This window comes from Rhizobium sp. AP16, from assembly GCF_000281735.1.
Classification (GTDB): Bacteria; Pseudomonadota; Alphaproteobacteria; order Rhizobiales; family Rhizobiaceae; genus Rhizobium; species Rhizobium rhizogenes.
The window spans coordinates 1-25,253 of sequence record NZ_AJVM01000063.1; the positions used below are offsets into that span (position 1 = coordinate 1).

A 25,253-nucleotide genomic window follows, 5' to 3' on the forward strand; every position below is an offset into this window, starting at 1 on the left:
GGCCCCAGCCAGTGGGTGGCGAAGCCGGCAGTGCAGGTGACGGTCAGCACCGTATCTCGTGCCCGCATGGTCAGCGCCGTCGTTGCTTCACGTATCAGGCGGAAAGCAGTGCGCAGCGTCGCGAAATAATCCGCACCCTCGGCCGTCAATGCCAGACTGCGGGCACGGCGCTCGAAAAGCCGGACGCCAAGCGCTGTTTCGAGATCGCGCACTTGCAAGCTGACCGCGCCGGGCGTCACATGCAGCTCCCTGGCGGCGAGCGTCATGCTCAGATGCCGGGCCGAAGCTTCGAAGGCGCGCAACGCCGAAAGGGAGGGAAGTTGATCCATGACGATTGAGTATAACTAAACCATCGAGTGAGAAAGATTCGCTTGTCAGAGCCTTATGATCGCGAGATCATTCCATTAAACTCGATGGTTGGCAAGAAATTGCATTTCAGCACTCATCGAGAATAACTCAATAGCGGGGAAGGATATCAGGATGGCGCAGAAATCGATGGGCGCGGCGGAGTGGGGCATGCTGCTGGGATTGTCGGTCCTCTGGGGCGGCTCGTTTCTGTTCAACGGCATCCTGGTGCATGAGTTGCCACCCTTTACCATCGTCACCGCGCGTGTCGCCTTGGCGGCGGTCGCCCTGCATGTCATCGTGCGGATGACCGGGCAGGCAATGCCGCGCGACCGTCAGGCCTGGGCCGCCTTCTTCGGCATGGGGTTCCTCAACAATGTCATTCCCTTCCTGCTGATCGTCTGGGGACAGACGCATATCGCCAGCGGTCTCGCCTCGATCCTCAACGCGACCACACCGCTCTTTGCGGTCGTGGTGGCGCATTTCCTGACGGCGGACGAGAAAATGACCGGCAATCGCCTGATCGGCGTCATCGTCGGCTTTGCCGGCGTGGCGCTGATGATCGGTCCGTCGGTGCTGAGCAGCCTCGGCTCGAACGTGCTGGCGCAGCTTGCCGTGCTGGGCGCTGCCTTCACCTATTCGCTCGCCGGCATCTTCGGCCGCCGCTTCCGCCGCATGGGCCTGGCGCCGATTATCCCCGCGGCCGGGCAGGTGACGGCCTCGACCATCCTGCTGCTGCCGGTTGCCCTCTTCGTCGATCATCCGTGGACGCTGGCGCTGCCTTCGACTGAAATCTGGCTGGCGCTGGCCGGCCTGGCGATCCTCTCGACCGCGATCGCCTATGTCCTGTTCTTCCGCATCCTGGCGACGGCGGGCGCCACCAACCTGATGCTGGTCACTTTCCTCATTCCGGTCAGCGCCATCCTGCTCGGCGCACTGTTTCTCGGGGAGCAATTGCAGCTGAAGCACTTTATCGGCATGGCAATGATCGCCGTCGGCCTTGCGGCGATCGACGGGCGGTTGTTTACCCTCTCCTCGAGGGGGAGGGTCGGCACGTAGTGCCGGGGTGGGGTGATTGCAGCACGCACTGAGGCATAATTTTGTCCCCAGGGATCACCCCCACCCGCCGCTTTGCGGCGACCTCCTCCCTCAAGGGGGAGGTGATTAACGCGCCAGATCCGCAACCACGGAATCGAGGATGAGCATCCCCGCCGGGGTACAGCGCAGGCGAGAATTGCCGAGACGCTCGATGAAGCCGTGTTCCAGCAGGAATTCCTCGCGCGCCTGATCGGGCTCACGGCCGGAAAGCTGCTGCCAGCGGACGAGATCGATACCTTCTTTCAGGCGCAGGCCCATCAGCAGCAATTCGTCGGCCTGTTCGTCGTCGCCGAGCATTTCCTGATCGGCGATGCCGTGGCCGTCGCGTTCGACCAGTTCCAGCCACGCCTCCGGCTTGCGCTCGGTGGCGGTCGCCAGTTTCTTCGGGCCGAGGGTCAGGCGGCCATGGGCGCCCGGACCGATGCCGGCATAGTCGCCATAGCGCCAATAGGTGAGGTTATGGCGGCTCTCTGCGCCCGGACGGGCATGGTTGGACACTTCATAGGCCGGCATGCCCTCGCGCTCGGTGATCTCTTGTGTTGCCTCGTAGAGCAGCGCCGACTGGTCGCCGTCCGGTACGATCAACTTGCCCGCCTTATGCAGGCCGTAGAATGGCGTGCCTTCCTCGATGGTGAGCTGGTAGAGCGAGAGATGGTCGACGGCATAGGAGATCGCCTCCTTCAGCTCGCGCTCCCATTCCTCGACGGTCTGGTTCGGGCGGGCATAGATGAGGTCGAAGGACATGCGCGGAAAGATATCGCGCGCCAGCTTGATCGCTTTCAGCGCGTCGGCGACATTGTGCAGGCGACCGAGGAATTTCAGATCGCGGTCGTTCAGTGCCTGCACGCCCATCGATACGCGATTGACGCCGGCGGCGCGATAGCCGCGGAAACGCTCGGCCTCGACGCTGGAAGGATTGGCCTCCATGGTGATCTCGATACCATCTGGCACATGCCAGTGCTTGGCGATGCCGTCGAGAACCGCACCGACCGTCTCCGGCTTCATCAGCGAAGGCGTGCCGCCGCCGAGAAAAATGCTGGTCACGGTCTTCGGGCCGCCGATCGCCCGCATCGACGCCATCTCCTTCAGGAAGGCGGCTGTGAAGCGCTCCTGATCGACGGGCTGATGGCGGACGTGGCTGTTGAAATCGCAATAGGGACATTTGGCCGCGCAGAAGGGCCAATGCACATAGACGCCGAAGCCGGGTTCACCGGTGTCGGGCAGCAATTGCGCCTCATGCGTCATGTCTTGCGGTTCCATGATGTCCACAGGCTTGAGCTTACGCCTCCAGACAGGTTTCGACAAAGAGCTTGAAAGCCCGGGCGCGGTGCGAGAGCGCCTGCGCGTCGCCCGGCTTCCAGCCATGCTTCTCTTCGGCACTCATCTCGCCAAAGGTCGTCTCATAGCCCTTGGGCTGGAAGATCGGGTCATAGCCGAAGCCCTGTGTGCCGCGCGGCGGCCAGGCAACGGTGCCCTCGACTTCGCCGCGGAAAAGTTCGGTATGTCCATCCGGCCAGGCCAGGCAAAGCACACTGACGAAACGTGCGGTGCGGCTTTCCGGCGTGGTGGCGCCGGCCTTTTCCAATGCGGTCTCGACCTTCTGCATCGCCATGGCGAAATCGCGGGTGCCGTCAGCCGTTTCCGCCCAGTTGGCGGTATAGACGCCGGGATCGCCACCGAGTGCGTCGATCACCAGACCGGAATCGTCCGACAATGCCGGCAGGCCGGAGGCATTGGCCGAGGCGAGCGCCTTGATCGTCGCATTTTCCTCGAAGGTCGTGCCGGTCTCGTCCGGCTCGATGAAATTGAGATCGGCGGCTGATTTGGCGGTAAAGCCGAACGGGCCGATCAGATCCTCGATTTCACGGATCTTGCCCGCATTGTGGCTGGCGACGACGATGGTCTTTGTTTCGAGCTTGCGCATATCCTGTCCTGTCAGATGCCCCAGATCCGGGGTTCGGCGCATTCCAGGCTGTTGCCGGCCGGGTCGCGGAAATAGATCGAGCGGCCGCCATTCGGCCAGTGAAAATCGGCTTCAATAACGACGCCGGCGGCTTTCAGTCTCTCCGCCGTCGCCTCGATATTGTTGCCGCTAACCCGGAAGCAGACGTGACCATGGCCCGTCGTGCCATGCGGGGGCACAGGCAGGGCGCCCGGTTCCGGCGGCTTCACCGTCTCGGCCGAATTGAAGATCAACAGCACACCCGGCCCGCAGCGATAGAAGACATGACGGTTACCGCCGCGCGCGATCTTCTCGAGCCCGAGTATGCCGCCATAAAAAGCTTCGGCGGCATCGAGATCATCGGCATAGACAGCGGTTTCGAGAATGCCTTCCAACGACGGGTTCATCGGCTGATCGTTTCTTTGGTCAGGCGATCGCCTGCTTCTGCAGCTCCACCAGCTCGGCAATGCCGTTCTTGGCGAGATGCATCAGGGTGGTGAATTCCTCTTCGCTGAAGGGCGTGCCTTCGGCTGTACCCTGGATCTCGACGATGCCCCCCTTGCCGGTCATGACGAAGTTGGCGTCGGTCTCGGCGGATGAATCCTCGAGATAGTCGAGGTCGATCACCGGCTGGCTGGCGAAGATGCCGCAGGAAATGGCGGCGATATGATCCTTGAGCACGCGCTCGACCTTGATCATGTTGCGGCTTTCCATCCACTTCAGGCAGTCGTAAAGCGCGATCCAGGCGCCGGTAATCGAGGCCGTGCGCGTGCCGCCATCGGCCTGGATGACGTCGCAGTCGATGGTGATCTGGCGCTCACCGAGCTCCTTCAGGTCAACGACGGCGCGCAGCGACCGGCCGATAAGGCGCTGGATTTCCTGTGTGCGGCCACCCTGCTTGCCGGAAGCGGCTTCGCGCTTCATGCGTTCGCCGGTGGCGCGCGGCAGCATGCCGTATTCGGCCGTGACCCAGCCCTTGCCGCTGTTGCGCAGCCATGGCGGGGTTTTTTCTTCCAGGCTTGCCGTGCAGAGCACATGCGTATCGCCGAACTTCACCAGGCACGAGCCTTCCGCATGCTTGGAAAAATTGCGCTCGAACGAGACCTTGCGCATCTGGTCGGTTTTTCTGCCTGAAGGCCGCATTCTACTCTCCTGAACGTTTATCGACCGCTTCTACGATCCACCGGCAGCTTTTGCAAAGGAAAAGCAGGCTGAAAGGCCCGGATATGGCGGTGTTGGCATTTTTCCCTTTTGCCAATGCTAACTGAATGATTATATTTTAACTGAGGTTCAACAGAAGGGGTCTGACAGCGAAATGGGGTTCACGACATCGTCGGTTACGGATGCCATTGCAGCGCTGGACGAACGCTCGAAAGAAATCTTCCGTCGCATCGTCGAAGGCTATCTAGAAAATGGCGAGCCGCTTGGCTCGCGCAATCTCTCGCGCCTGCTGCCGATGTCGCTGTCGCCGGCCTCGGTGCGCAACGTCATGAGCGATCTGGAAGAGCTCGGGCTGATCTATTCGCCGCATATCAGCGCTGGCCGCCTGCCGACGCAGATTGGTCTGCGCTTTTTCGTCGATGCCTTCATGCAGGTTGGCGATCTCTCGGCCGAGGACCGGGCCACCATCGACCGGCAGGTGCGCGGCAGCAATCGCGACCAGCCGATGGAATCGGTCATGACCGAGGCGAGCCGCATGCTCTCGGGCATTTCGCGCGGCGCCGGGCTGGTGATCACCTCGAAGAACGATCCGGTGCTGAAGCATGTCGAATTCATCCGCCTGGAGCCGACCAAGGCGCTCGCGGTGCTCGTCGGTGATCATGACCAGGTGGAAAACCGCATCATCGAGCTGCCGGCCGGCATCACCTCTTCGCAATTGACGGAAGCCGCGAATTTCCTCAACGCCCACATGACCGGCCAGACCTTGCCGGACCTGCGCCGTCAGTTGCTGACGTTGAAGGAGAGCGTACGCCACGAACTGGATACGCTGTCGCATGAGCTGGTCGAGCGCGGGATCGCCGTCTGGTCCGGTGGCGAGGACGAGGGCAAGCCGACGCAGCTGATCGTGCGCGGCCACGCCAATCTGCTGACTGAAGTCGGCGGCGCCGAGGATCTCGACCGGCTGCGCCTACTGTTCGACGATCTTGAAAAGAAGGACAGTCTGATCGAGATCCTGAACCTGGCCGAAAGCGGCCCGGGCGTACGCATCTTCATCGGCTCGGAAAACAAGCTTTTCTCGCTCTCCGGCTCGTCGTTGATCGTCGCGCCCTATCGCGATGACGACGACCGCATCATCGGCGCCGTCGGCGTCATCGGCCCGACACGGCTGAACTATGCCCGCATCGTGCCGATGGTGGACTATACGGCCCAGCTGTTTTCCCGGATGTCGCGGCCCGGGCTTTGACGAAAGACGCTCTGATCGTTCGAATCTGGAATATCCCATCCGCTTTCAGGTCATTTCGCCGAAAGCGGGATGCCCTAGTCCGGAAGCAAGGTTCCGGATCCACCCATTTCCGCCGGCATGTCCTTTTGCTTCGGCAGGCCGTCCCTCAGGTGCAACACGGTGTTTTCGTAGTTGACATGAAGCGCCGGCTGAAAGTCGAGTGTGGGAATGATGGCAGCGTAGACGTCGGTTACGCCCCACAAAGGATGCTCGGTCAGCAGATGGCCGCCGCAAATCTCGCACCATTTGCGCACACTCGTTGCACTTCTCTGGTAACTGCTGACATGATCGGCGCCCTTGGTGACGTGGACGGCTTGCGGCGGCCAGAGCGAGAAGGCGTTGACCGGCCCGGCCGACCATTCCCGGCAGGAGTCGCAATGGCAATAGCCCATTGCCGCCGGCTCGCCACTGACTGCGATTTCCACCGCGCCGCAGAAACATTTGCCCGAATGAGATTTGCCGTTGGACATGGATCACACCTCGCGCCGTATTGAAACGGTGTTAACTATACCGGGAAAAGGTCGCAGATAGTAGAGGCCTCAACGGAGGAGGCGTTCTCACCCGATTGGTATTCGTACAAAAACGGCCGGAATGCCCGGAATCGGCTGTTCTTCGCGACAAAGCCTTGATTTTTTCCGGCCAAACCTCGATATCGGGCACATTCAAAAGACAAACAATTCGGAGACCGTCATGACCGACGAAACAACGAAAACCGGACCTGACGCCACGGCGGCCGACCTCGCGCAAGATGTCGCGGACACCGTGGAGACGACGGCTGAAACTCAAGAGCCGGATCCGGTCGAGCTGCTGAAGGCCGAAAATAGCGATCTGCGCGACCGCTACCTGCGCCTTGCCGCCGACATGGACAATCTGCGTCGCCGCACCGAGCGCGAAATCAAGGACGCCAAGTCCTATTCCGTCGCCGGCTTTGCCCGCGACATGCTTGCCGTATCGGACAATCTGCGCCGCACGCTGGACGCCATTCCGGCGGAACTCCGCGACGATGCCGGCCTGAAGACGCTGATCGAAGGCGTGGAGATGACCGAACGTTCCATGCTGTCGGCGCTGGAACGCCATGGCGTGCGCCAGATCGAGCCGGTCGGCCAGAAGTTCGATCCCAACTTCCATCAGGCGATGTTCGAAGTGCCGAACTCGGAAGTCCCGAACAACACCGTCGTTCAGGTGGTGCAGGCCGGCTTCGTCATCGGCGAGCGCGTTCTGCGCCCGGCCATGGTCGGCGTCGCCAAGGGCGGCCCTAAGCTTGCGGAAGTCTCCGAGCTGGGCTCCAACAGCCCGTTCGACGAAAAAGACGCCTGAGCCCAAAAGACATACCCAAAAGCAAGGGCCGGATGATGGAAGATCATCCGGCCCTTGCTTTTTTGTGTTCCAAATTCAGTTCACGCGCGCTCACGCGGCGTTGGATGCCTGTTCCTCATTGAGGAAGGCGTAGATCGCCGAGGCGGAATCCGTGGCGCGCAGCTTGGCGACGAGATCCTGGTCGCGCAGCACGCGCGCTATGCGCGACAGCGCCTTGAGATGATCGGCGCCGGCGCCCTCAGGCGCAAGCAGCAGGAAGACGAGATCGACCGGCTGGTCGTCCAGCGCCTCAAAATCGACGGACGCTTCCAGGCGCGCGAAAATACCGATGATGGACTTGATGCTATTGAGCTTGCCATGCGGGATGGCGATGCCATTGCCGACGCCGGTGGAGCCCAGGCGTTCGCGCTGCAGCACGACGTCGAAGATTTCGCGTTCGGGCAGTCCGGTCAACTTGGAGGCCTTGGCTGCCAGTTCCTGAAGCAGTTGTTTCTTGGAATTTGCCCTCAAGGCGGGGATGATCGCATCTTGGTGCAGCAAATCTGCCAATGCCATTCTCTTTATCCTTCGTGTCGCCGAGATCCAATGACGGAGGAGCGGCGGCCGACTGACATGGTGCAGGGCCGCCACTCATCTTCTTTTCTCAGCTTTTGATATTGGCTGCGTCTATCCAGCCAATGTTGCCGTCCTGACGACGGTAAACGATGTTCAGATGGTCCTTGCCGGGGCTGCGGAAGAGCAGCAACGGCTCGTCGGTCATGTCGAGCGCCATCACGGCGGTCGCGACCGACATGGTCTTTAGCTGTTTCGTGCTTTCGGCAACGATTGCCGGCGCGAAATCGGCTGCGATTTCCTCGTCGTCGTCTGACATGCCGTCCATGACGGTATAGGCGACTTCGATATGGCCGTTCGCGTGGCTCGCGGCCTGATGATCTTTCAGTTTGCGCTTGTAGCGGCGCAGGCGCTTTTCGATGCGTGCGGACGCGGCGTCAAACGCCAATTGCGGGTCCATCGCCTCGCCGGCGGCATGCAGAACGACGCCACTGTCGAGATGAAGCTTGCAATCGGCTGTGAAGCGGGAACTGGATTTCTGTACCGTCACTTGGCCTGAATACCCCCCGTCGAAGTATTTTGTCACGGCCATACCGATCTGGTCCTCAATCCGCTGACGGAAGGAGTCACCAATTTCCATATGTTTACCGGAGACACGCACACTCATGGAGTTTCCCTTCTTGTCGTGGTTATTGCGCGTACCAGTTTACGCCAAGCCTCAAGCTCATCCAAGCACTTCACGCGCTCAAAGACAAATTGCGTTTATGCGGGGCCTTTGGGATGATGGGGATAAGTTCATGGTCGTGCCGTCGTCCTGCACCGATTGCGGCGGGCTTCTAGCCCCGCCACATTGGAAAGTCAACTGCGTCTTAACGGTCCGTTAGGAAATCTGCAATTTCAGATTGAGCTTGAGCGGCGGCTAAAAGCTGGCAACCTTTGCAATCGCCCGCTTCTCCCGTCGGCGCTGCACGGAGGAAGGGATGTTCATCGCCTCGCGGTATTTTGCAACCGTTCGGCGAGCAAGCTCTATGCCGCCCTTCTTCAGCGTATCGACGATATCGTCGTCGGAAAGGACAGTATCCGGGCTTTCGTGCGAGATCAGCAGGCGGATCTTGTGCCGTACCGCCTCGGCGGAATGGCTGTCGCCGCCCTCGACGGCGCTGATTGAGACGGTAAAGAAATATTTGAGCTCGAACAGTCCGCGCGGCGTCAGCATGTATTTATTCGAGGTCACGCGACTGACGGTGGACTCATGCATCTTGATGGCGTCCGCCACGGTCTTCAGATTGAGCGGTCGCAGATGGTCGACGCCGTGGATCAGGAAGGCGTCCTGCTGCCGGACGATCTCGCTCGCCACCTTCATGATGGTCTTGGCGCGCTGATCCAGACTGCGCGTCAGCCAATTGGCGTTCTGCAGACATTCTGACAGGAAGGCATGGTCCTGGCTCGTCTTGGTGACGGAGGCGAAATAGGACTGATTGACGAGAACGCGCGGCAGCGTGTCGGGATTGAGCTCCACCAGCCAGCTGCCGTCGGAGGCGGGGCGCACGACGATATCGGGCGTGATCGCCTCGGATATGCCGGTCTCAAAGCCGCTGCCGGGCTTCGGGTTCAACTGGCGGATCTCGCCCATCATGTCGAGCAGATCTTCCTCGTCGACGCCGCAGAGACGCTTCAGCGTCGCGAAATCGCGGCGGGCGAGAAGCTCGAGGTTCTGGATCAGCCGCTCCATGGCCGGATCGAAACGATCCTTCTGCCGGAGCTGGATTGCCAGGCACTCGCTGAGGGAGCGGGCAAAGACGCCGGGAGGGTCGAGCTGCTGCAATACGTCAAGCACCCGTTCGACATCGCCAAGCGTCGTGCCGAGGCGATCCGCCGTCTCGCGCAAGTCAACCTGCAGATAGCCGCAGTCGTCGAGCTGGTCGACGAAATGCTGGGCGATCAGCCGATCGGCCATCGCCGGCAAGGAGAAGGGGATCTGTTCGTTGAGGTGGTCGCGCAGCGAGATCTGGCCGGCGACGAAATCGTCAAGATCGTAGCTTTCGCCGGCCTCGCCGCCGGGCATGGATTTCCATTGGCTCAAAAGCTCGGGCGCATCGGCGCGCTGCGCGGTGCTGTCGTCGGGATAGACATTGCTGAAATTGGTGTCGAGTTCGTCGTTCAGCCGGTCGGCATGGCCGGTGTTTTCGCTCTCGTACCAGTCGCTTTTCAGGTCGCCGCTATTGTGGTCGGCGCCATCGTCGCCACGGCTTTCCTCCGCTGCATCGTATCGTTCGTCCTTCGCCTCGCGCTCGCTGCCATTGCCTATATCCTCGTCATTTGACGTAAATTCGAGCAGCGGATTCTTTTCGACTTCCTGGGCGATGAACTGGGTGAGCTCAAAATGCGTCATCTGCAGCAACTGGATGGATTGCATCAGTTGCGGTGTCATCACCAGGCTTTGGCTTTGGCGCAGGAAAAGATTGGCCGATAATGCCATGGCGGACGCGGGACTCCCCTTGATCTTTTCGAAAGTCCGCGTTTTTTTAGAAAAAAAGCCGCAGAGTTCCAACTGGCCCAAAAATTGCTTTTTTATCGGGTTTGGTCAAGCGGAACTGTAGCGGGAAGATGAATTTCCGGAGCGCTACGCTGTTTGGCAACGCGAGAACACGCTCCGGTCAAATCCTAGACTATCAAAGGCTGAAATTGTCGCCAAGATAGAGTTTTCGTACTTCCGGATTGCTGACGATATCGTTGGCCCTGCCATGGGTCAGCACTTCGCCGGCATGGATGATATAGGCGCGGTCGATGAGGCCAAGCGTCTCGCGGACATTGTGGTCGGTGATCAAGACGCCGATGCCGCGCGCCGTCAAATGATGCACGAGGTTCTGGATGTCGGCGACCGAGATCGGGTCGACGCCGGCAAAGGGTTCGTCGAGCAGCATGAAGGTCGGGTCGGTCGCCAGTGCGCGAGCGATTTCCAGACGCCGCCGCTCGCCGCCGGACAGCGCGATCGCCGGCACCGTGCGCAGATTGCGGATGTGGAATTCCTCAAGCAGCTCGTCGATCTTATGCTCGCGCTTCTGCTTGTCCTTTTCGTGGACTTCGAGCACGGCGCGGATGTTCTCCTCCACCGTCAGACCACGGAAAATCGAGGCTTCCTGCGGCAGATAGCCGACGCCAAGACGGGCGCGACGATACATCGGCATCGAGGTGACATTGTTGCCGTCGATCTCGATGGTGCCCTCATCGACGGGCACCAGCCCGGTGATCATGTAGAAACAGGTCGTCTTGCCGGCGCCGTTCGGCCCAAGCAGGCCGACAGCCTCGCCACGCCGTACCACCAGCGAGACGCCGTTGACGACGCGCCGGGTGCGGTAGGTCTTGGTGAGGCCGCGCGCGATCAGGGTACCCTGATAACGCGCCTTATCGGCGGTCGGTGAACCGGATGCCGCGCTGGGCAACCCGGTCGCGCCGGGCAAGGGGGAGGTTGTCGATGTCGTCACGAGCTGGCCAGAATCAATTCTTTTTTTGCTGTTGCTGCTGCACTTGCTGCGACTTCGGGTCGAGCTGAATCTGGACGCGGCCACCGCAGGCATCCAGTTGCGCTTCGCCCGTCGCCATGTGCACGGTCAGCTGGCAGCCGGTGAAAACATTCGGCCCATCGGTCAACACGACCTTCTGACCCTTGAGGACTGCAAGCTGGTTTGCCATGTCGAAGGAGCCGTCATCCGCCGTCGCCGTCTGTGTGCCGGAGACGAGGTAGACCTTGTTGGTGACCAGAATGTGGTCGATATTGGCATCGCCGGAGACCAGCGACTGGTTCTGTTCCTTGGCGGCCTTTGCGACCGGATTGTCGGTCGCCGGCTTGGCGGCGGCATCGGCGGCGGGCTGCTTCTTCTTGTAGAAGACCGTCATCTTACCGGCCTGCATCGTCGTCGTGCCCTGGACAACCTTGACGTTGCCGGTAAAGACCGCCTGACTTTCGGCGTCGTGGATTTCCAGCTTGTCGCTTTCGATCTGGATCGGCTGGTCGCTGGAAAGGGCGAGGCCAGGCATCTTGCTCGTCGTCGTCTGGGCGTCAGCGCCGGGCGCGGCTAAAAATGCCAGCGCACCGAAAGCACAGAGAAGACCCGCCTTGCGCAGGTTGGAGTTAAAAAGGGAGTGTTGCCAATCGTTTATCATGAACCGCCCGGCCGTTGTTCGCTAGCTTTATTGTGGAGTGTGGTCGGATCAATATTCATCCGAACCTGTCCGTCGAATTCGATTACGCTCCCCTTATCCGTCATCTTGAGCGACTGCGCAACAACCGACATGCCGCCTCTGTAGATTGCAACCTGATCCTGGCTGGAGAGGTCGCCCTTCTTGACGTCGAGGAAGGCAGTCCGGAATTCGGCGCGCAAACCATTGTCCATCAGAATGGTAAAGGGATCGGTGAGCTTCAGCGTGTCGGCCTGGCGGTCGAAATCCGCACTCTCGGCCGTCACATGTGCGATTACGTCGCTGTTGACCGGCATGGAGGCCTTGATGGACTTGAGCGTGATCATGTTCGGATTTTTGATATCCTGCAGCGCCTTCTCGGCGAGCATGGAATAATTGATGCCGTCCTTGTTACGGCCGGCGATGGCGGGACGTTCCATCACGACCTTGCCGTCTTCGATTCTCGCCCCTTCGATCTGGATGTTTTCCGGCAAATAGGCGCGGACCAGCGAGACGGCAATGAAGATCAACGAAACGATCAGAGCGGCCAGCGGGAGGAATAGCTTCAGCTTGCGCACGCGCGTGGAATGAAAGATCGCGTCCTTATACGCGTTCCTTTCCAGCTCGGAGCCGATCGCTTGGCCGGTGGTCTCGATAGTATTGAGCATGCAACAGGTCCGTGTTCTCTAGATCCGGAAAACTGCATTGGGTTATGCACAGACTGTGCCAACAAGCCCGCCGGATCGTTTCGCATTATTGCATTGGCTTGCCAATATGGATTTTTTTCCGCGCCTGAGGAAATTTAGCAGAAAAACATAATGGGTGCCTGTTTCATCGGATCGGGTGACGCCCTATCTGACGAAGCACTGGACAAAAGTCCCGATATATAATCTCAACAAAGACAGCCAGCATATTCGCGAAGGATTGTGCCGGTTTCAAGGTATTATATATCCGGTTGTAGCATGCCCAGTTTACGACAAGGGGAGAGATAAGGCGTCATGGACAGTTCTGCAATCGCAGACCGGCGGCAATTGCGCCGCAAACTTGGCTTTTGGCGCATCATCGCCGTTCTTCTCCTGGTGGGGCTTGGTTTTGCTCTATACCGTTTCTTTGCGGCCGACCTGCCGGATACGCGCGGGCCGCAGATCGCCCGTGTCGCTATTTCCGGTCTCATCCAGGATGATAGCGAGCTTCTGGAGCGGCTGAAGAAGATCAAGGACAATGATCAGGTCAAGGCGCTGATCGTGTCGATCTCGTCGACCGGCGGCACGACCTATGGTGGAGAGCGGATATTCAAAGCCATCCGCGCCGTCGCCGCCAAGAAGCCCGTTGTTTCCGATATCCGCACCGTGGCTGCCTCCGCCGGCTATATGATCGCCACGGCCGGCGATGATATCGTCGCAGGCGACACTTCGATCACCGGCTCGATCGGCGTCATCTTCCAGTATCCGCAGGCGAAAGACCTGCTCGACAAGCTCGGCGTCTCGCTGGAGGATATAAAGTCGTCGCCGATGAAGGCCGAGCCGTCGCCGTTCCATCCGCCGAGCGAGGACGCCAAAAACATGATCCGCAACATGGTGATGGACAGCTACGGCTGGTTCGTTGATCTTGTCGCCGATCGCCGCAAGCTGCCGCGTGAAGAGGTGCTGAAGCTTGCGGACGGCAGCATTTTCACCGGCCGCCAGGCGTTGCAGAACAAGCTGATCGATACGCTCGGTGGCGAAGACGAAATTCGTGCCTATCTCGATACACGCAAGGTCAACAAGGACCTGCCGATCGTCGATTGGAAGGCCGAGAACAAAACCTCGTCTTTCTTTTGGCCGGGCGCGGCTTCCTGGTTGCTAAATCTCTTCGGTTATGATGATTTTGTGAAGGGAGAGGGCTTCCAGAAAATGATGACAGAGAAGTTGTTTCTTGACGGCCTGCTTTCTGTTTGGCAGGGTGCAGCCAATTGATAAATCAATGATTTAAGGGGGCAAACCGTGATCAAGTCGGAATTGGTGCAGATTGTTGCGGCGCGTAACCCACATCTCTATCACCGCGACGTCGAAAATATCGTCAATGCCGTCCTCGACGAGATCACTGATGCGCTCGCCGCCGGTAACCGGGTAGAGCTACGCGGCTTCGGCGCGTTTTCCGTCAAGAACCGTCCCTCGCGCTCCGGCCGCAACCCACGCACCGGCGACACCGTGTTCGTCGAGGAAAAATGGGTTCCCTTCTTCAAGACGGGCAAGGAACTGCGCGAACGCCTCAATCCCGGTGCCGGCGACGAAGACGACGACGACAATTAAGCGTCGTTTTGAACGATGTCCCTCGTGGATATCCCCGGTGGACATCATCGTGCCGCAACCTGGTGGCACTTGAACTCGGCCCAGTCTTTATTAATTCTGCGGCTAGAGGCGAGATGAGTGCAGTGCACGAAGGCGCTGGGATACAGGAGCGTGCGCAATGACCAAGAAGATCATCAATCTGCTGATATTGCTGCCGCTCGGCATCATCCTGATCGTCTTCTGCGTCGCCAACCGGCAATCCGCCACGCTTGCGCTCAATCCGTTCAGGCCCGAGGACCAGGTGCTTTCGCTGCATGCACCGCTGTTCGTGCTGCTATTCGTCGCACTGATCCTGGGCATGATAGTTGGCGCGGCGGTTACCTGGGTCAACCAGGGTAAACACCGCAAGCGCGCCCGCAATCAGTCGCGCGAAGCCGTGCACTGGCATGCCGAAGCCGACAAACATCGCAGCCGCGCCGAACAGATCACCGGCCAGCTTCCCTCGAAGTGACCACCGCCGTTTCCATGCTCTTTGCCCTGTCGAGGGTATAGCAAGGTATCGCGTCAACGATTGGCGGCATAGCGCGCTCTGGACCAGCCAGAGTGCAAGAGCACGCTATACACTTTGCGTAGCGCTATCCATTTCATGCAGGCAATTTCCTGAAGAGAGCCAAGCTTAGGGAGCGATTAATCTTCGTGACCCAATCAGCTGGGGCGGTAAATTCCAAAGATGTCGCGGCAAGAATGACGATTGCCGGCAAGCCGTCTTTTCAATTTCACATTGCCTCGGGCGCACGATGAACGTGCAGCGGCATCAGGAGACAATCCGATGAAAGCAATATCATTGAATTTTGGTTCCGACTCGGCGGGAGTGCTCGCCGCGATGGACAAATCCTTGGCCATCATCGAATTCGATGTGACCGGGAAGATCTTGACAGCAAACGCGAATTTCTGCCGCACGATTGGCTATGAGCTCCCGGAAATCGTTGGACAACAGCATCGCATGTTCGTCGCGCCGGCTGAAGTCAGTTCGCCTGACTATTCCGAATTCTGGGCTAAGCTCGGACGGGGTGAATTCGACAGAAGGCAATACAAACGCATCGGCAAGGGCGGCAGGGAGATCTGGATCGAGGCCTCCTACAATCCGATTTTCAAGTATGGAAAACCTTACAAGGTCGTCAAAGTCGCGACCGACATAACGGCCGAAAAGCTCAAGAGCATCGAGGATGCCGGCAAGCTGAATGCCCTGTCGCGCTCGCAGGCCGTTATCGAGTTCACGCCGGATGGCCGCGTCCTCGCCGCGAATGCAAACTTTCTGGCGACGATGGGCTACGAGCTGTCGGAGATAGACGGCAAGCATCATTCGTTGTTCTGCGATGGCACCTACGCTGCCAGTGAGAGCTATCGTCAATTCTGGCAGCGGCTGGCCAAGGGCGAATTTATCGCCGACGAGTTCATGCGTATCGGCAAGGGTGGCCGGAGGATCTTCATCCAGGCGTCGTACAATCCGATTTTCGACATGGACAACAGGGTCTTCAAAGTCGTCAAATTCGCGACCGATGTGACCGGCCGCGTCAACAATGTCGAACAGCTCGGTGGGGCGCTCAAGCGCATGTCGGACGGCGATCTGACACAACACCTCGACATACCCTTCATTCCGACCCTGGACAAACTCCGCCTGGACTTCAACGGTGCGGTTGGAAAGCTTCGGGATGCCATGCGGTCGGTGGCAGAAGCCGCCGGGGCAATCTCCGCCGGCGCGCAAAAGATTCATGTGGCGACTGACGACATCTCGATGCGATCGGAACAGCAGGCGATGTCCGTCGAGGAAACCGCCGCGGCACTCGAGGAAATCACCACGACCATCGCCGATTCCAGCCATAATGCCGAGGATGCCGGGCAACTCGTTCGCGACACGCGCGATACCGCAATCCGTTCCGGAATGGTCGTACGGTCCGCCATCGATGCCATGGCTAGGATCAAGTCCTCATCCGAGGAAATATCCAATATCATTGGTGTCATCGACGAGATTGCCTTTCAGACCAACCTGCTGGCGCTGAATGCCGGTATCGAGGCCGCGCGTGCCGGTGATGCCGGCAAGGGCTTCGCCGTTGTTGCCCAGGAAGTGCGCGAACTGGCGCAGCGCTCGGCAAAGGCAGCGAAGGAAATCGGCGGCTTGATTGCGTTGTCGCAGGGCCACGTAAAAAGCGGTGTAGCGCTGGTGGCGGAGACCGGCACAACCTTGCAGACGATCGAATCGCAGGTTGAGCAGGCAAACAAAAATGTCTCCGCCATCGTTGAGGTCGCGAAAGAACAGGCGGTAACGCTCCGAGAAGTCAATGGTGCGGTCACGATCCTGGATAGGGGCACGCAGCAGAATACGGCTCTGGTTCAGGAATCCGCCGTCGCGGCGCGCAGCCTGTCCGCCGAAGCCGACGAGCTCTTCGAGCTGTTGAAACTGTTCACACTCGAAGCGCGTGTGGCATCATCATCGGCAACACAAGGCCCTGCCGCAATATCGAAGAACGGCGATTGGCCGTTTCGTCGATTGGCAGGCTGATGCGTGTATCTAATCGCCGCTGAGCTGCATGTCCTTGTAGTCGCCCTCCGGCGATGCACCGTCGCCAACGATCTTGAAGCCGATGGCACGGTAGAAGGCGATGGCGCGCGTGTTTCTCACCAGGCACTTCAGCCTGTAGCGCCGCCTGGGCCAATCCGGCAGGGCGGCGAGCAACGCCTTGCCGGCGCCGCTGCCCTGAAATGCCGGCAGGATATAGAGCATATGGATGAAATCATCCGGTTCCCATAGCGTCAGGAAGCCGGCAATCGTGCCGCTGCTGTCCTCGCAGACGAAGATATGCTCGCCCTGCGTATGCGCGGCGAAATCCTCCCTGTGGAATCGGACGGGATCGACCCAGATGAAAGTCTGGCGGCGCACGCCGAGATAGATCTCGGCGAGACTATCCGTGTCCTGCTCGCGTGCCGGTCGGATGGTCCATTGGTTTGCCTCAGACGTCATGAGCGATCTTCAGGAGGCAATCAGGTGCTGGCCTGGCCATTGATGGCGGCTGTGAAGTCAGCGAAAAACTGCTGCGCCAGTTTCTTGGCGCTGGAATCGACCAGCCGCGAGCCGAGCTGGGCGATCTTGCCGCCAACCTGGGCTTTTGCCTCATATTGCAGGATCGTCTCGTCGCCATCCTCCTTGAGAACCACATCCGCCCCGCCCTTGGCGAAGCCGGCAATACCGCCTTTTCCTTCTCCGGAGATCGTATAGCTCTCCGGCGCGTTGATGTTGGAGAGCGTCACTTCGCCGTTGAAGGAGGCGGAGACCGGGCCGATCTTCAATTTCACCGTCGCCGTCAGCTGGGTTGGCGAAATTCTCTCCAAGCTCTGGCAGCCGGGAATGCATTGCTTGAGAATGTCAGGGTCGTTCAGTGCGGCCCACACCGCATCCCGCGGCGCGGCAATCCGTTCTTCGCCGGTCATGTCCATGCGCAATCCTCCCGATCTGGCATTTTGTCCGGGGATCATCGCAGATCGGAAAGCGCTTTGCCAAGTGGCGGCCAGATGCTATTTGCACGCACATATCAATTTCGAGACAAGCATGGCGAAACACAGGGAAAGCCGGCCCGGCCAGAGAGCCGCGGGCGGCGCGAGCGCAAAATCCCCAAGGGATGCAAGGCGAGAGGCGCCCGTCAAGGCCGGCAAGCCACCGGCAAAGCCCGCGCGCGATGCCGGCCCGAGGCCGGCGGCGGTTGCGCGCGACCGTGGCGAGCGAACGGTGGAACCACGCGATGCGGCACCTGTTCCGGCGGCGCCGGAACGCCCGATGATCGTGCGCTCCGGCGAGCGTCCGGTCGAGCGCGTTCCTGTCATTCTCGAATCGTTGGGCGCCGGCGATTTCCACCTGATCGACACCGGCAACGGGCTGAAGCTCGAGCAATATGGTCCCTACCGCATCGTGCGGCCGGAAGCGCAGGCGCTGTGGCAGCCGTCGCTTGCCCCTCATGTGTGGGACAATGCCGATTCGATTTTCACCGGCGATACCGATGAGGACGGAATGGGTCGCTGGCGGTTTCCGCGCGAGGCGCTTGGCGAGACCTGGCCGTTAAAATTGCTCGGCGTCGATTTTCTCGGCCGCTTCACCGCCTTTCGCCACGTCGGCGTCTTTCCCGAGCAGATCGTGCATTGGGCCTGGATGAAACAACAGGTCGAAGCCGCGAACCGACCGCTGAAGGTGCTGAATCTTTTCGGCTATACCGGCGTTGCCTCGCTGGTCGCAGCCGCCGCCGGCGCGGAGGTGACCCATGTCGACGCCTCGAAGAAGGCGATCGGCTGGGCACGCGAGAACCAGGCGCTCGGTCGCATGGAAAAGCTGCCGATTCGCTGGATCTGCGAAGACGCGATGAAATTCATCCTGCGCGAGGAACGGCGCGGCAATAAATACGACATCATCCTCACCGACCCGCCGAAATTCGGCCGTGGTCCCAATGGCGAGGTCTGGCATCTCTTCGAACATTTGCCGTCGATGCTTGATATCTGCCGCGAGATCCTGTCGCCCAAGGCGCTTGGCCTGGTGCTGACGGCCTATTCCATCCGCGCCAGCTTCTATTCGATCCATGAGCTGATGCGCGAAACCATGCGCGGCGCCGGCGGCGTCGTCGAATCCGGCGAGCTGGTGATCCGCGAGGCCGGCCTCGACGGCAAGACGCCGGGCAGGGCGCTTTCCACATCTCTCTTCAGCCGCTGGGTGCCGAAATGAACCAGGACTACAGAAACGATGGCCCTCGCAAGGTCGGACAGGTCAAGGAGGTCACTTCGCTTGCCAATCCGATCATCAAGGACATCAAGGCGCTGACCAACAAGAAGTCGCGCGAGGAGAGCGGCGCTTTCCTGGCGGAGGGCCTGAAGCTGGTCATCGATGCTCTGGAGCTTGGCTGGACGATCCGCACGCTGGTTTACGCCAAGGCCGCCAAGGGCAAGCCGTTGGTCGAGCAGGTGGCCGCCAAGACGGTCGCCGCCGGCGGGCTGGTTTTGGAAGTCAGCGAAAAGGTCATCGCCTCGATCACTCGGCGCGACAATCCGCAGATGGTGGTTGGCATCTTCGACCAGCGCTGGCGGCCGCTTAGGGACGTTAGGCCGAAAGCCGGCGAGACCTGGGTGGCGCTCGACCGCGTGCGTGATCCCGGCAATCTCGGTACCATCATCCGCACGGCGGATGCGGCCGGTGCCTCGGGCGTGATCCTCGTTGGTGAGACGACCGATCCCTTCTCGCTGGAAACCGTGCGCGCGACCATGGGCTCGGTCTTCGCCGTTCCCGTCGTCAAGGCGACGCCGGAAGAGTTTCTGGCTTGGAAGAAGACGGCCGGCGTTTCGGTCGTCGCCACGCATCTGGCCGGCGCGGTCGACTACCGCACCATCGATTACAAGAAGAAGCCCGTCGTGCTCCTGATGGGCAACGAGCAGTCCGGTCTGCCGGATGCCCTGGCGAAGGAGGCCGATGCGCTTGCCCGCATTCCGCAGGCCGGCCGCGCCGACAGTCTCAATCTGGCAGTGGCGACGGCGGTGATGCTGTTCGAAGCCCGCCGCCATCTTCTCACTCTCAGCGAGACACGATGACCGACAGCGACATTAACGACCAGGCCGCCGCCAAGCCCGCATTGTTTTCTCGGCCCTTGCCGATCCTGATTTTCATCATCATCGCCGTCATCCTCGACCAGGCCGTGAAGATCATGGTCGATCACTGGCTACCGCTGCAGGAAATGGTGCCGGTCATTCCGATGTTGGCGCTCTACCGCACCTACAATCTCGGTGTCGCCTTCTCGATGCTGTCGGGCATGGATGGCTGGTTCATCGTCGGCATGCGGCTCGTCATCGTCGCCTTCGTGATCTGGCTGTGGCGGCGCACGCCCGACCATCGCTGGATTGCCCATCTCGGCTTCGCCCTGATCATCGCCGGCGCGCTCGGCAACCTGATCGACCGGTTTCTCTACGGCCATGTGATCGACTACGTTCTCTTCCACACGGAAACATGGTCCTTCGCCGTCTTCAATCTCGCCGACAGCTTCATCACCATCGGGGCCGGCTGCGTCATTCTGGACGAGCTTCTCTCGCCAAAAAAGGCAAACACCTAAAATTCTAGCGAATCCCTGAAGGCATCGGGAAGAGTGCGCGTGTTAGCAAACGGGCATGAGCACTCTGGCAAACCTGCAGGAAAAGCTTGTCGCCGCCATCGCCGACGACCAAACCGGGCCGCGTGAACGGCCGGTCATAGATGCGCCTCGCCTGGACGCCGATCCGATCGGGATTTTGCCGCCAGTCGAGCAGGTCACATCCAATCCCCCGGTTTTTTCTCAGTGGCTGCAGCGCCATTGGCTGAACGGCGGTGGCCTGATCGCCGGAGTGCTGCTGCTATTGGTCGGCTATGCCGGCGGGCTGCCGGCGCTTGCGGGCCTGCTCGGCCTGATAGCCCTGGCAATCGTGATTGCTGGCGTCGCTGCGAAGCAGAAGACCGGTCGCAAGATCATAGCCGACGCGCCGCCGCTCAGCGAGCACGAGCATGACCGCTTGTGGGAGAGCAACGAGAGCACCAGCCTGTTCGCCACCATCCATGATGCGCTCGGCGATATCACGGTCACGCGCTGTATCGAGCGCCGCATCATTCATGCCAACGCGACGTTCCGCAGGCTGACCGGCAAGGCAAATCCGGAAGGCCTGACGCTGGAAGAAGCCGGGCTCGTCTTTCGCGCCGTCACGGAATCGCAGCGCCAGGACGCCGAAATTTCCACGCCGGAAGGTCCGCGCATCTTTGCCTGGCACGATGTCATGTTCCGCGATCCGGTCTCGGGCCGGCTGAGCATCCAGAGCGTCGCCCGCGACGTGACCGAGGAGCGCCAGGCCGCCCGCCTGCGCGAGGATGCGCGGCTGAAGGCCGAATATAACAGTGCCGCCAAGTCGCGCCTGCTTGCCACCGTCAGCCACGAGATCCGCACGCCGCTCTCCGGCATTCTCGGCATGAACCATCTGCTAGCCCAGACGCCGCTGACGCTGGAGCAGGCCAATTACCTGACCGGCATCCGCCAGTCCGGCAATGCGCTGGTGCAACTGGTGGAGGACCTCCTGGATTTCTCGACGATCGAAGTCAACCGCTTCCAGCTTCGCCCGCGTGCCGAGATGCTGCGGCCGCTGCTCGAAGGCGTCGTCGAGATGCTCGCCCATCGCGCCCACGAGAAGGGCATCGAGATCGCAGCGACCGTCGCGGCCGATGTTCCCGAGACCATGGAATTCGATCCGGCCCGGCTGCGTCAGGTCCTGTTCAACGTCATCGGCAATGCCGTGAAGTTCACCCAGACGGGCGGCGTGCTTATTCGCGCCGGCCTTGATGGCGGCAATCTGTTGATATCGGTCAGGGATAGCGGACCGGGCATGACCGAGGAAGAGCAGGCGCGGATATTCGGCGAGTTCGAACAGGCCGGCAATGTGCTGGACAAAAGCGCCGGCACGGGTCTGGGGCTTGCGATCTCCGCCCGCATCCTGCGCGAATTCGGCGGCGCGCTGAGTGTTGCCAGCGAGCGGGGTAACGGCAGCGAATTCACTATCCGTTTCCCCGTTTCCCTCGTCGCCGGCGAGGATGCGCCCGGCCGGCGGGACGATCTGCTCAAGGGCTCCCGCATCCTGCTGCTGGCGCCGGAAGGGGCGGCAAGCACGGCGATCGCCGAAACCATCCGCACGCTCGGCGGCCGCTGCCGCCTGATCGGCCCGGACGACATCGAAAACCTTTCTCTATGCGCGCCCGAGGGCGAAGGCGGCCCATTGACGGATCTGATCGTCGATCATCGCATGGCGCCATGGTATTTCCGCGAGGGCAACGAACTGGCCGCATCCGGCCTGCGCAAGATCTTTCTCGTCAATCCGGAGGAACGCAACACGCATCCGCTTGATCTTTTCGATGCCTGGCTGATCCGGCCGCTGCGCGAGCAATCGCTGATCGACGTGCTGAGCGGCCGCATGCGCGGCATGGAGAAGCGGGATGTCCTGATCGACAATCCGCCCGGTTTCGGCCTGATGGTGCCGGAGGCGACGGACATCGCCTTCAATGTCCTGCTCGGCGAGGATGATCCGGTCAACGCCATGCTGGTCCGCGCCATGCTCACCAAGGCCGGTCACAAGGTTCGCCTCGTCGAGGATTTCACCGGTCTGCTTGCCCGCGTGGAAAAGGGCGAGAGCCGACCTGATATCATCGTCACCGATCTCACCATGCCCGGTGGCGACGGCGTGACGGTTCTCGCGCAATTGCGGGCGCAAGAGCGCAAGGCTGGTCTTTCGCCTCTGCCGGTGATCGTGCTGACCGCAGACAGCCGCGACGCCATCCGTCGCCAGGTGCTGCTTGCCGGAGCCGACGCCGTTATCGTCAAGCCGGTCGATCCGCGGTGCCTGATCACCACGGTGCAAAGCCTTTCGAAGCTCGCTTTCGAACGCGCCCGGAACGAATAATCCGATTTTGAAGCAGTGTTTCGCTTCGTCTTCTTATTTAAGCGAAATCTTACCCTGAAGCCGCGTAGAGCTATGCGATGAACGCCCCTGGAAGTTGGGGACTTCCAGCTTATTAGATATTTGCAACAGGCACGCTTCTTGCTTTTCGCAAAGCACCATGTCACTTTCCTGTCGCAAGAATTTGCTTTATGGCGCTATATCAACCGCTGAGGGGGGAGGCGCCATGTCCATCGAAATTTTGAATCGCGAAGCTCAGGGCGAAATGGTTCAGTCTTCAAAGGCGACGATCGCACCGGTTGCAAGCGATGTGTTCGGGCGCATCGGAAATCTAGAAACCCGCCTTGCTCGCACGGCGCGGGAAATCGACGCCGCTCAGGCTGTTCGCTATCGCGTCTTCGTCGAGGAGATGAACGCGCAGTTGCCGGCCGACGCCATGCGTCGCCAGCGCGATGTCGATAGCTATGATTCGATCTGCGACCACCTGCTGGTGCTCGACCAGTCGCTGGAAGGCGATACGGAAGACCAGATCGTCGGCACCTACCGTCTGCTGCGCCAGGAAGTGGCCATGGCAAATGGCGGCTTTTATTCCTCTTCGGAATTCGACATCGGCGCGCTTATGGCCCGTCATCCCGACAAGCAGTTCATGGAGCTCGGCCGCTCCTGCGTGCTGCCGGCCTATCGCAACAAGCGCACCGTCGAACTGCTGTGGCAGGGCAACTGGGCCTATGCGGTGAAGCATGGCATGGGCGCCATGTTCGGTTGCGCCTCCTTCCCCGGCGTTCGTCCGGAGCAGCATGCGCTGGCACTGTCGTTCCTCTATCACAACGTCGTCGCCAAGGACGAGTGGAGCGTCGGCGCATTGCCGTCGCTTGCGCGCACCATGGACCTGATGCCGGTCGAGGCTATCAATTCCAAGAAGGCGCTGATGGCGCTGCCGCCACTGATCAAGGGCTACCTGCGCCTCGGCGCCATGGTCGGCTCCGACGCCGTCGTCGACCATGCCTTCAATACGACGGACGTGCTGATCGTCCTGCCGATCGCCAGCATTTCGGATCGCTACGTCAACTATTACGGTGCAGCGACCGGCCGGTTCGCGAGCTGATCGACACAAGCCTCACCCGCTCGGCAACTGCCGAGCTTCAGGGAATCGCGAAAATATCGATTTCATCCGTAATGCCGCGGAGCGAGACGTGATGGGATTCCGGCTTCAGGTCGTGCATCGTCAGGAACGCGGCGGCGCGGGGATTATCGAGGACAGAACCTGTCGCAAATATTTCGCGTGATGTAGCCAGATGCTGCACTCGAGAAGCGATGTTGACCGTCTGTCCAAAATAATCCTGCCGCTCGTTCAGGCTGACCGCGATGCACGGCCCTTCATGGATTCCGATTTTTAGAAGCAGATCGTCGTTGCCGCGTTCGCTATTGAGGCTGATCATGGCCTCTCGCATCCGCATGGCCGCGATCAATGCCCGGTCCGGAGTGGGGAAGGTGGCCATGACCGCGTCGCCAATGGTTTTGACCACCGCGCCTGCCTCGGCAGCCACGATCTCATGCAGAATGCCGAAATGGGTTCTGACCAGATCGAACGCGGCGAGGTCGCCGACCCTTTCGTACAGCTCCGTCGAGCCGCGCAGGTCGGTGAAGAGAAAGGTGAGGCTGGTGATCTTCAGCCGCTGATCCACGTCGATCGTATCCGTGCGGTGGATATCGCGGAAGGTTTGGTTGGAGAGCAGTTGCTTGGCGGTCAGGAATGGGCGGCGACGGCTGAGCAGGGCATGAAGCGCGTCGTTGGCCACACAGATTGATGGCAGCGCGCGGACCTCCGTGTGGTTCTCGATCAGGATGCGCAGGGGTCCTGGGCGCAAGGTGATGGGATCGCTGTGCCGATGCAGGCGGTCGAAGACGAGCGAAACGGTCTGCCGCTCTTTCGACGGCTCGCCTTTGACATCAAGGAATTGCGCCGCATGAGTGACCGGCTCGAAGATGATGACGAACTCCGCCGGTAATTGCAGTGATACGACCGCTTTCTCCCCGGCGGGCAGCTCCAGCGACTCAAGAACGAATTGCTCGACCTTCGCCTCATAACCCTCGTCGGGAAGATCGACACCGGAACCCCAATAGATCTGGCGAAAATATTCGAGGGGCGACAGCTCGTGCGGATTATGGGCTTCGATGTGGCGCACGCGCGGGCTGACGGTGAAGGTGACCTCGACCATCTCGTCGAGGGTCGGCTCGTAGCCGGCCGCGCAAAGCGAGCAGTTGTAAGTTTCGCTCTGTACCGTCTTCAGCGACGTATTGGCATCCAGCACTCCACCGCAACCGGGGCAGAGAACATTCCACGATATCTCGAACAGGCCGAGCCGGGATGCATGCAGGAACGCGTTGATAACCTGCTCTTCATCGAAGCCATGCTCGACTGCGAAGGCAAGGGCGTTCACACGGTTGAGCTTGCGGTCAGGTGCCTCAAGGACGAGCCGCTCGATAGCGTCGACAATATCTGGCCGCGCTGAATGGCGCAGCACTCCGAACAGGGACCGAGCCTCACTCATCCCCACATTCTACACCCAATTGAGGCAGCGGCCATCGTCTTTCTTTGGCCGCCGATTTCAAGATA

The 25,253-nt window shown here is 60.4% G+C and carries 27 protein-coding genes; 12 read left to right on the forward strand and 15 right to left on the reverse strand.

Features of this window, described 5'->3' with window-relative positions; translation table 11 throughout:
• The coding region (locus PMI03_RS16455; protein WP_007695303.1) for a LysR family transcriptional regulator at positions 1-329 on the reverse strand (329 nt) is incomplete at its 3' end.
• A 151-nt stretch (positions 330-480) separates the two neighbouring features.
• Between PMI03_RS16455 and PMI03_RS16460 the strand changes: the two genes are divergently transcribed.
• Positions 481-1,404 carry a DMT family transporter gene (locus tag PMI03_RS16460; protein WP_007695305.1) on the forward strand — a complete coding sequence of 308 codons (924 nt, stop codon included), beginning with the start codon at positions 481-483 and terminating at the stop codon, positions 1,402-1,404.
• Between the two features lie 105 nt (positions 1,405-1,509).
• On the opposite strand, the gene hemW is transcribed toward PMI03_RS16460, so the two are convergent.
• From hemW to rph, 4 genes are read right to left on the reverse strand one after another with little or no spacing between them, the layout of a single operon-like run.
• Positions 1,510-2,703: a radical SAM family heme chaperone HemW gene (gene hemW / locus PMI03_RS16465; protein WP_229202566.1), complete on the reverse strand. Its 1,194-nt coding sequence runs from the start codon at positions 2,701-2,703 to the stop codon at positions 1,510-1,512.
• A gap of 19 nt (positions 2,704-2,722) precedes the next feature.
• Complete coding sequence (gene rdgB / locus PMI03_RS16470) at positions 2,723-3,367, reverse strand: RdgB/HAM1 family non-canonical purine NTP pyrophosphatase (RefSeq protein WP_007695310.1); 645 nt, start codon at positions 3,365-3,367, stop codon at positions 2,723-2,725.
• A gap of 11 nt (positions 3,368-3,378) precedes the next feature.
• Positions 3,379-3,792 (reverse strand): VOC family protein, encoded by a 414-nt coding sequence (locus PMI03_RS16475; RefSeq protein ID WP_007695312.1) that lies wholly within the window; start codon positions 3,790-3,792, stop codon positions 3,379-3,381.
• 19 nt (positions 3,793-3,811) lie between these two features.
• On the reverse strand, positions 3,812-4,528 hold the full coding sequence (gene rph / locus PMI03_RS16480) for a ribonuclease PH (protein WP_007695314.1): 717 nt from the start codon (positions 4,526-4,528) through the stop codon (positions 3,812-3,814).
• Positions 4,529-4,700: 172 nt separating this feature from the next.
• Between rph and hrcA the strand changes: the two genes are divergently transcribed.
• On the forward strand, positions 4,701-5,789 hold the full coding sequence (gene hrcA, locus PMI03_RS16485) for a heat-inducible transcriptional repressor HrcA (RefSeq protein ID WP_007695316.1): 1,089 nt from the start codon (positions 4,701-4,703) through the stop codon (positions 5,787-5,789).
• 74 nt (positions 5,790-5,863) lie between these two features.
• On the opposite strand, the gene PMI03_RS16490 is transcribed toward hrcA, so the two are convergent.
• Positions 5,864-6,298: a GFA family protein gene (locus tag PMI03_RS16490; RefSeq protein WP_007695318.1), complete on the reverse strand. Its 435-nt coding sequence runs from the start codon at positions 6,296-6,298 to the stop codon at positions 5,864-5,866.
• 121 nt (positions 6,299-6,419) lie between these two features.
• Between PMI03_RS16490 and grpE the strand changes: the two genes are divergently transcribed.
• Entirely contained in the window at positions 6,420-7,145 is a 726-nt protein-coding gene (grpE, locus tag PMI03_RS16495; RefSeq protein WP_256367190.1) for a nucleotide exchange factor GrpE, read from the forward strand.
• Positions 7,146-7,235: 90 nt separating this feature from the next.
• Here the strand turns inward: grpE and ptsN are convergent, their stop codons facing one another.
• From ptsN to lptC, 6 genes are all read right to left on the reverse strand, one after another.
• A complete protein-coding gene (ptsN, locus tag PMI03_RS16500) occupies positions 7,236-7,700 on the reverse strand; it encodes a PTS IIA-like nitrogen regulatory protein PtsN (RefSeq protein WP_007695322.1) in 465 nt (154 codons plus the stop codon).
• An 88-nt stretch (positions 7,701-7,788) separates the two neighbouring features.
• Positions 7,789-8,364, reverse strand: a complete 576-nt coding sequence (hpf, locus tag PMI03_RS16505; RefSeq protein ID WP_007695324.1) for a ribosome hibernation-promoting factor, HPF/YfiA family — start codon at positions 8,362-8,364, stop codon at positions 7,789-7,791.
• 252 nt (positions 8,365-8,616) lie between these two features.
• Positions 8,617-10,176 (reverse strand): RNA polymerase factor sigma-54, encoded by a 1,560-nt coding sequence (gene rpoN / locus PMI03_RS16510; RefSeq protein ID WP_007695326.1) that lies wholly within the window; start codon positions 10,174-10,176, stop codon positions 8,617-8,619.
• 193 nt (positions 10,177-10,369) lie between these two features.
• Positions 10,370-11,140: an LPS export ABC transporter ATP-binding protein gene (gene lptB / locus PMI03_RS16515; RefSeq protein WP_110924646.1), complete on the reverse strand. Its 771-nt coding sequence runs from the start codon at positions 11,138-11,140 to the stop codon at positions 10,370-10,372.
• A gap of 55 nt (positions 11,141-11,195) precedes the next feature.
• Positions 11,196-11,861, reverse strand: a complete 666-nt coding sequence (locus PMI03_RS16520) for an LptA/OstA family protein (RefSeq protein WP_007695337.1) — start codon at positions 11,859-11,861, stop codon at positions 11,196-11,198.
• The gene (gene lptC, locus PMI03_RS16525; RefSeq protein WP_007695339.1) at positions 11,858-12,544 is read right to left on the reverse strand and encodes an LPS export ABC transporter periplasmic protein LptC; all 687 of its coding nucleotides are present in this window, start codon (positions 12,542-12,544) and stop codon (positions 11,858-11,860) included. Before lptC ends, PMI03_RS16520 begins: the two co-directional genes overlap by 4 nt.
• A 330-nt stretch (positions 12,545-12,874) precedes the next feature.
• Here lptC and sppA point away from each other — a divergent pair, with 330 nt between their 5' ends.
• The 4 genes from sppA to PMI03_RS16545 all read left to right on the forward strand — a co-directional run bounded on the left by sppA (position 12,875) and on the right by PMI03_RS16545 (position 16,706).
• The gene (sppA, locus tag PMI03_RS16530) at positions 12,875-13,831 is read left to right on the forward strand and encodes a signal peptide peptidase SppA (RefSeq protein WP_007695348.1); all 957 of its coding nucleotides are present in this window, start codon (positions 12,875-12,877) and stop codon (positions 13,829-13,831) included.
• 27 nt (positions 13,832-13,858) lie between these two features.
• Complete coding sequence (locus tag PMI03_RS16535; RefSeq protein WP_007695350.1) at positions 13,859-14,167, forward strand: integration host factor subunit beta; 309 nt, start codon at positions 13,859-13,861, stop codon at positions 14,165-14,167.
• 157 nt (positions 14,168-14,324) lie between these two features.
• A complete protein-coding gene (locus tag PMI03_RS16540; protein WP_007695352.1) occupies positions 14,325-14,657 on the forward strand; it encodes a LapA family protein in 333 nt (110 codons plus the stop codon).
• Positions 14,658-14,975: 318 nt separating this feature from the next.
• A complete protein-coding gene (locus tag PMI03_RS16545) occupies positions 14,976-16,706 on the forward strand; it encodes a PAS domain-containing methyl-accepting chemotaxis protein (RefSeq protein WP_007695354.1) in 1,731 nt (576 codons plus the stop codon).
• 9 nt (positions 16,707-16,715) lie between these two features.
• On the opposite strand, the gene PMI03_RS16550 is transcribed toward PMI03_RS16545, so the two are convergent.
• Together PMI03_RS16550 and PMI03_RS16555 are read right to left on the reverse strand one after the other, a co-directional pair.
• Positions 16,716-17,165, reverse strand: a complete 450-nt coding sequence (locus PMI03_RS16550) for a GNAT family N-acetyltransferase (RefSeq protein WP_007695356.1) — start codon at positions 17,163-17,165, stop codon at positions 16,716-16,718.
• A gap of 20 nt (positions 17,166-17,185) precedes the next feature.
• The gene (locus tag PMI03_RS16555; protein ID WP_007695358.1) at positions 17,186-17,638 is read right to left on the reverse strand and encodes a carbon monoxide dehydrogenase subunit G; all 453 of its coding nucleotides are present in this window, start codon (positions 17,636-17,638) and stop codon (positions 17,186-17,188) included.
• A gap of 112 nt (positions 17,639-17,750) precedes the next feature.
• Here PMI03_RS16555 and PMI03_RS16560 point away from each other — a divergent pair, with 112 nt between their 5' ends.
• The 5 genes from PMI03_RS16560 (at position 17,751) to PMI03_RS16580 (ending at position 23,741) form a co-directional block, all read left to right on the forward strand.
• A complete protein-coding gene (locus tag PMI03_RS16560) occupies positions 17,751-18,908 on the forward strand; it encodes a class I SAM-dependent methyltransferase (RefSeq protein WP_012650869.1) in 1,158 nt (385 codons plus the stop codon).
• Complete coding sequence (locus PMI03_RS16565) at positions 18,905-19,765, forward strand: RNA methyltransferase (RefSeq protein WP_007695362.1); 861 nt, start codon at positions 18,905-18,907, stop codon at positions 19,763-19,765. Before PMI03_RS16560 ends, PMI03_RS16565 begins: the two co-directional genes overlap by 4 nt.
• The gene (lspA, locus tag PMI03_RS16570; protein WP_007695363.1) at positions 19,762-20,280 is read left to right on the forward strand and encodes a signal peptidase II; all 519 of its coding nucleotides are present in this window, start codon (positions 19,762-19,764) and stop codon (positions 20,278-20,280) included. The genes PMI03_RS16565 and lspA overlap by 4 nt, the downstream gene beginning before the upstream one ends.
• A 55-nt stretch (positions 20,281-20,335) precedes the next feature.
• Entirely contained in the window at positions 20,336-22,639 is a 2,304-nt protein-coding gene (locus PMI03_RS16575; RefSeq protein WP_007695368.1) for an ATP-binding protein, read from the forward strand.
• 223 nt (positions 22,640-22,862) lie between these two features.
• On the forward strand, positions 22,863-23,741 hold the full coding sequence (locus PMI03_RS16580; RefSeq protein WP_007695370.1) for a GNAT family N-acetyltransferase: 879 nt from the start codon (positions 22,863-22,865) through the stop codon (positions 23,739-23,741).
• A gap of 37 nt (positions 23,742-23,778) precedes the next feature.
• Here PMI03_RS16580 and PMI03_RS16585 read toward each other — a convergent pair whose 3' ends face one another.
• Positions 23,779-25,188 (reverse strand): adenylate/guanylate cyclase domain-containing protein, encoded by a 1,410-nt coding sequence (locus PMI03_RS16585; protein WP_007695373.1) that lies wholly within the window; start codon positions 25,186-25,188, stop codon positions 23,779-23,781.
• Positions 25,189-25,253 lie beyond the last annotated feature (65 nt).

Bases quoted from the DNA above. Each gene is read 5' to 3' on its own strand.
- grpE (WP_256367190.1), top strand. From the start codon at position 6,420: ATGCCCGGAATCGGCTGTTCTTCGCGACAAAGCCTTGATTTTTTCCGG.
- PMI03_RS16560 (WP_012650869.1), top strand. From the start codon at position 17,751: ATGGCGAAACACAGGGAAAGCCGGCCCGGCCAGAGAGCCGCGGGCGGC.
- PMI03_RS16585 (WP_007695373.1), bottom strand. From the start codon at position 25,188: ATGAGTGAGGCTCGGTCCCTGTTCGGAGTGCTGCGCCATTCAGCGCGG.
- rph (WP_007695314.1), bottom strand. From the start codon at position 4,528: ATGCGGCCTTCAGGCAGAAAAACCGACCAGATGCGCAAGGTCTCGTTC.
- PMI03_RS16475 (WP_007695312.1), bottom strand. From the start codon at position 3,792: ATGAACCCGTCGTTGGAAGGCATTCTCGAAACCGCTGTCTATGCCGAT.
- ptsN (WP_007695322.1), bottom strand. From the start codon at position 7,700: ATGGCATTGGCAGATTTGCTGCACCAAGATGCGATCATCCCCGCCTTG.
- hrcA (WP_007695316.1), top strand. From the start codon at position 4,701: ATGGGGTTCACGACATCGTCGGTTACGGATGCCATTGCAGCGCTGGAC.
- lptC (WP_007695339.1), bottom strand. From the start codon at position 12,544: ATGCTCAATACTATCGAGACCACCGGCCAAGCGATCGGCTCCGAGCTG.
- PMI03_RS16575 (WP_007695368.1), top strand. From the start codon at position 20,336: ATGAGCACTCTGGCAAACCTGCAGGAAAAGCTTGTCGCCGCCATCGCC.
- PMI03_RS16520 (WP_007695337.1), bottom strand. From the start codon at position 11,861: ATGATAAACGATTGGCAACACTCCCTTTTTAACTCCAACCTGCGCAAG.
- rdgB (WP_007695310.1), bottom strand. From the start codon at position 3,367: ATGCGCAAGCTCGAAACAAAGACCATCGTCGTCGCCAGCCACAATGCG.
- PMI03_RS16550 (WP_007695356.1), bottom strand. From the start codon at position 17,165: ATGACGTCTGAGGCAAACCAATGGACCATCCGACCGGCACGCGAGCAG.
- PMI03_RS16580 (WP_007695370.1), top strand. From the start codon at position 22,863: ATGTCCATCGAAATTTTGAATCGCGAAGCTCAGGGCGAAATGGTTCAG.
- PMI03_RS16555 (WP_007695358.1), bottom strand. From the start codon at position 17,638: ATGGACATGACCGGCGAAGAACGGATTGCCGCGCCGCGGGATGCGGTG.
- PMI03_RS16565 (WP_007695362.1), top strand. From the start codon at position 18,905: ATGAACCAGGACTACAGAAACGATGGCCCTCGCAAGGTCGGACAGGTC.
- lspA (WP_007695363.1), top strand. From the start codon at position 19,762: ATGACCGACAGCGACATTAACGACCAGGCCGCCGCCAAGCCCGCATTG.
- rpoN (WP_007695326.1), bottom strand. From the start codon at position 10,176: ATGGCATTATCGGCCAATCTTTTCCTGCGCCAAAGCCAAAGCCTGGTG.
- PMI03_RS16540 (WP_007695352.1), top strand. From the start codon at position 14,325: ATGACCAAGAAGATCATCAATCTGCTGATATTGCTGCCGCTCGGCATC.
- PMI03_RS16545 (WP_007695354.1), top strand. From the start codon at position 14,976: ATGAAAGCAATATCATTGAATTTTGGTTCCGACTCGGCGGGAGTGCTC.
- sppA (WP_007695348.1), top strand. From the start codon at position 12,875: ATGGACAGTTCTGCAATCGCAGACCGGCGGCAATTGCGCCGCAAACTT.
- hpf (WP_007695324.1), bottom strand. From the start codon at position 8,364: ATGAGTGTGCGTGTCTCCGGTAAACATATGGAAATTGGTGACTCCTTC.
- PMI03_RS16460 (WP_007695305.1), top strand. From the start codon at position 481: ATGGCGCAGAAATCGATGGGCGCGGCGGAGTGGGGCATGCTGCTGGGA.
- PMI03_RS16490 (WP_007695318.1), bottom strand. From the start codon at position 6,298: ATGTCCAACGGCAAATCTCATTCGGGCAAATGTTTCTGCGGCGCGGTG.
- hemW (WP_229202566.1), bottom strand. From the start codon at position 2,703: ATGGAACCGCAAGACATGACGCATGAGGCGCAATTGCTGCCCGACACC.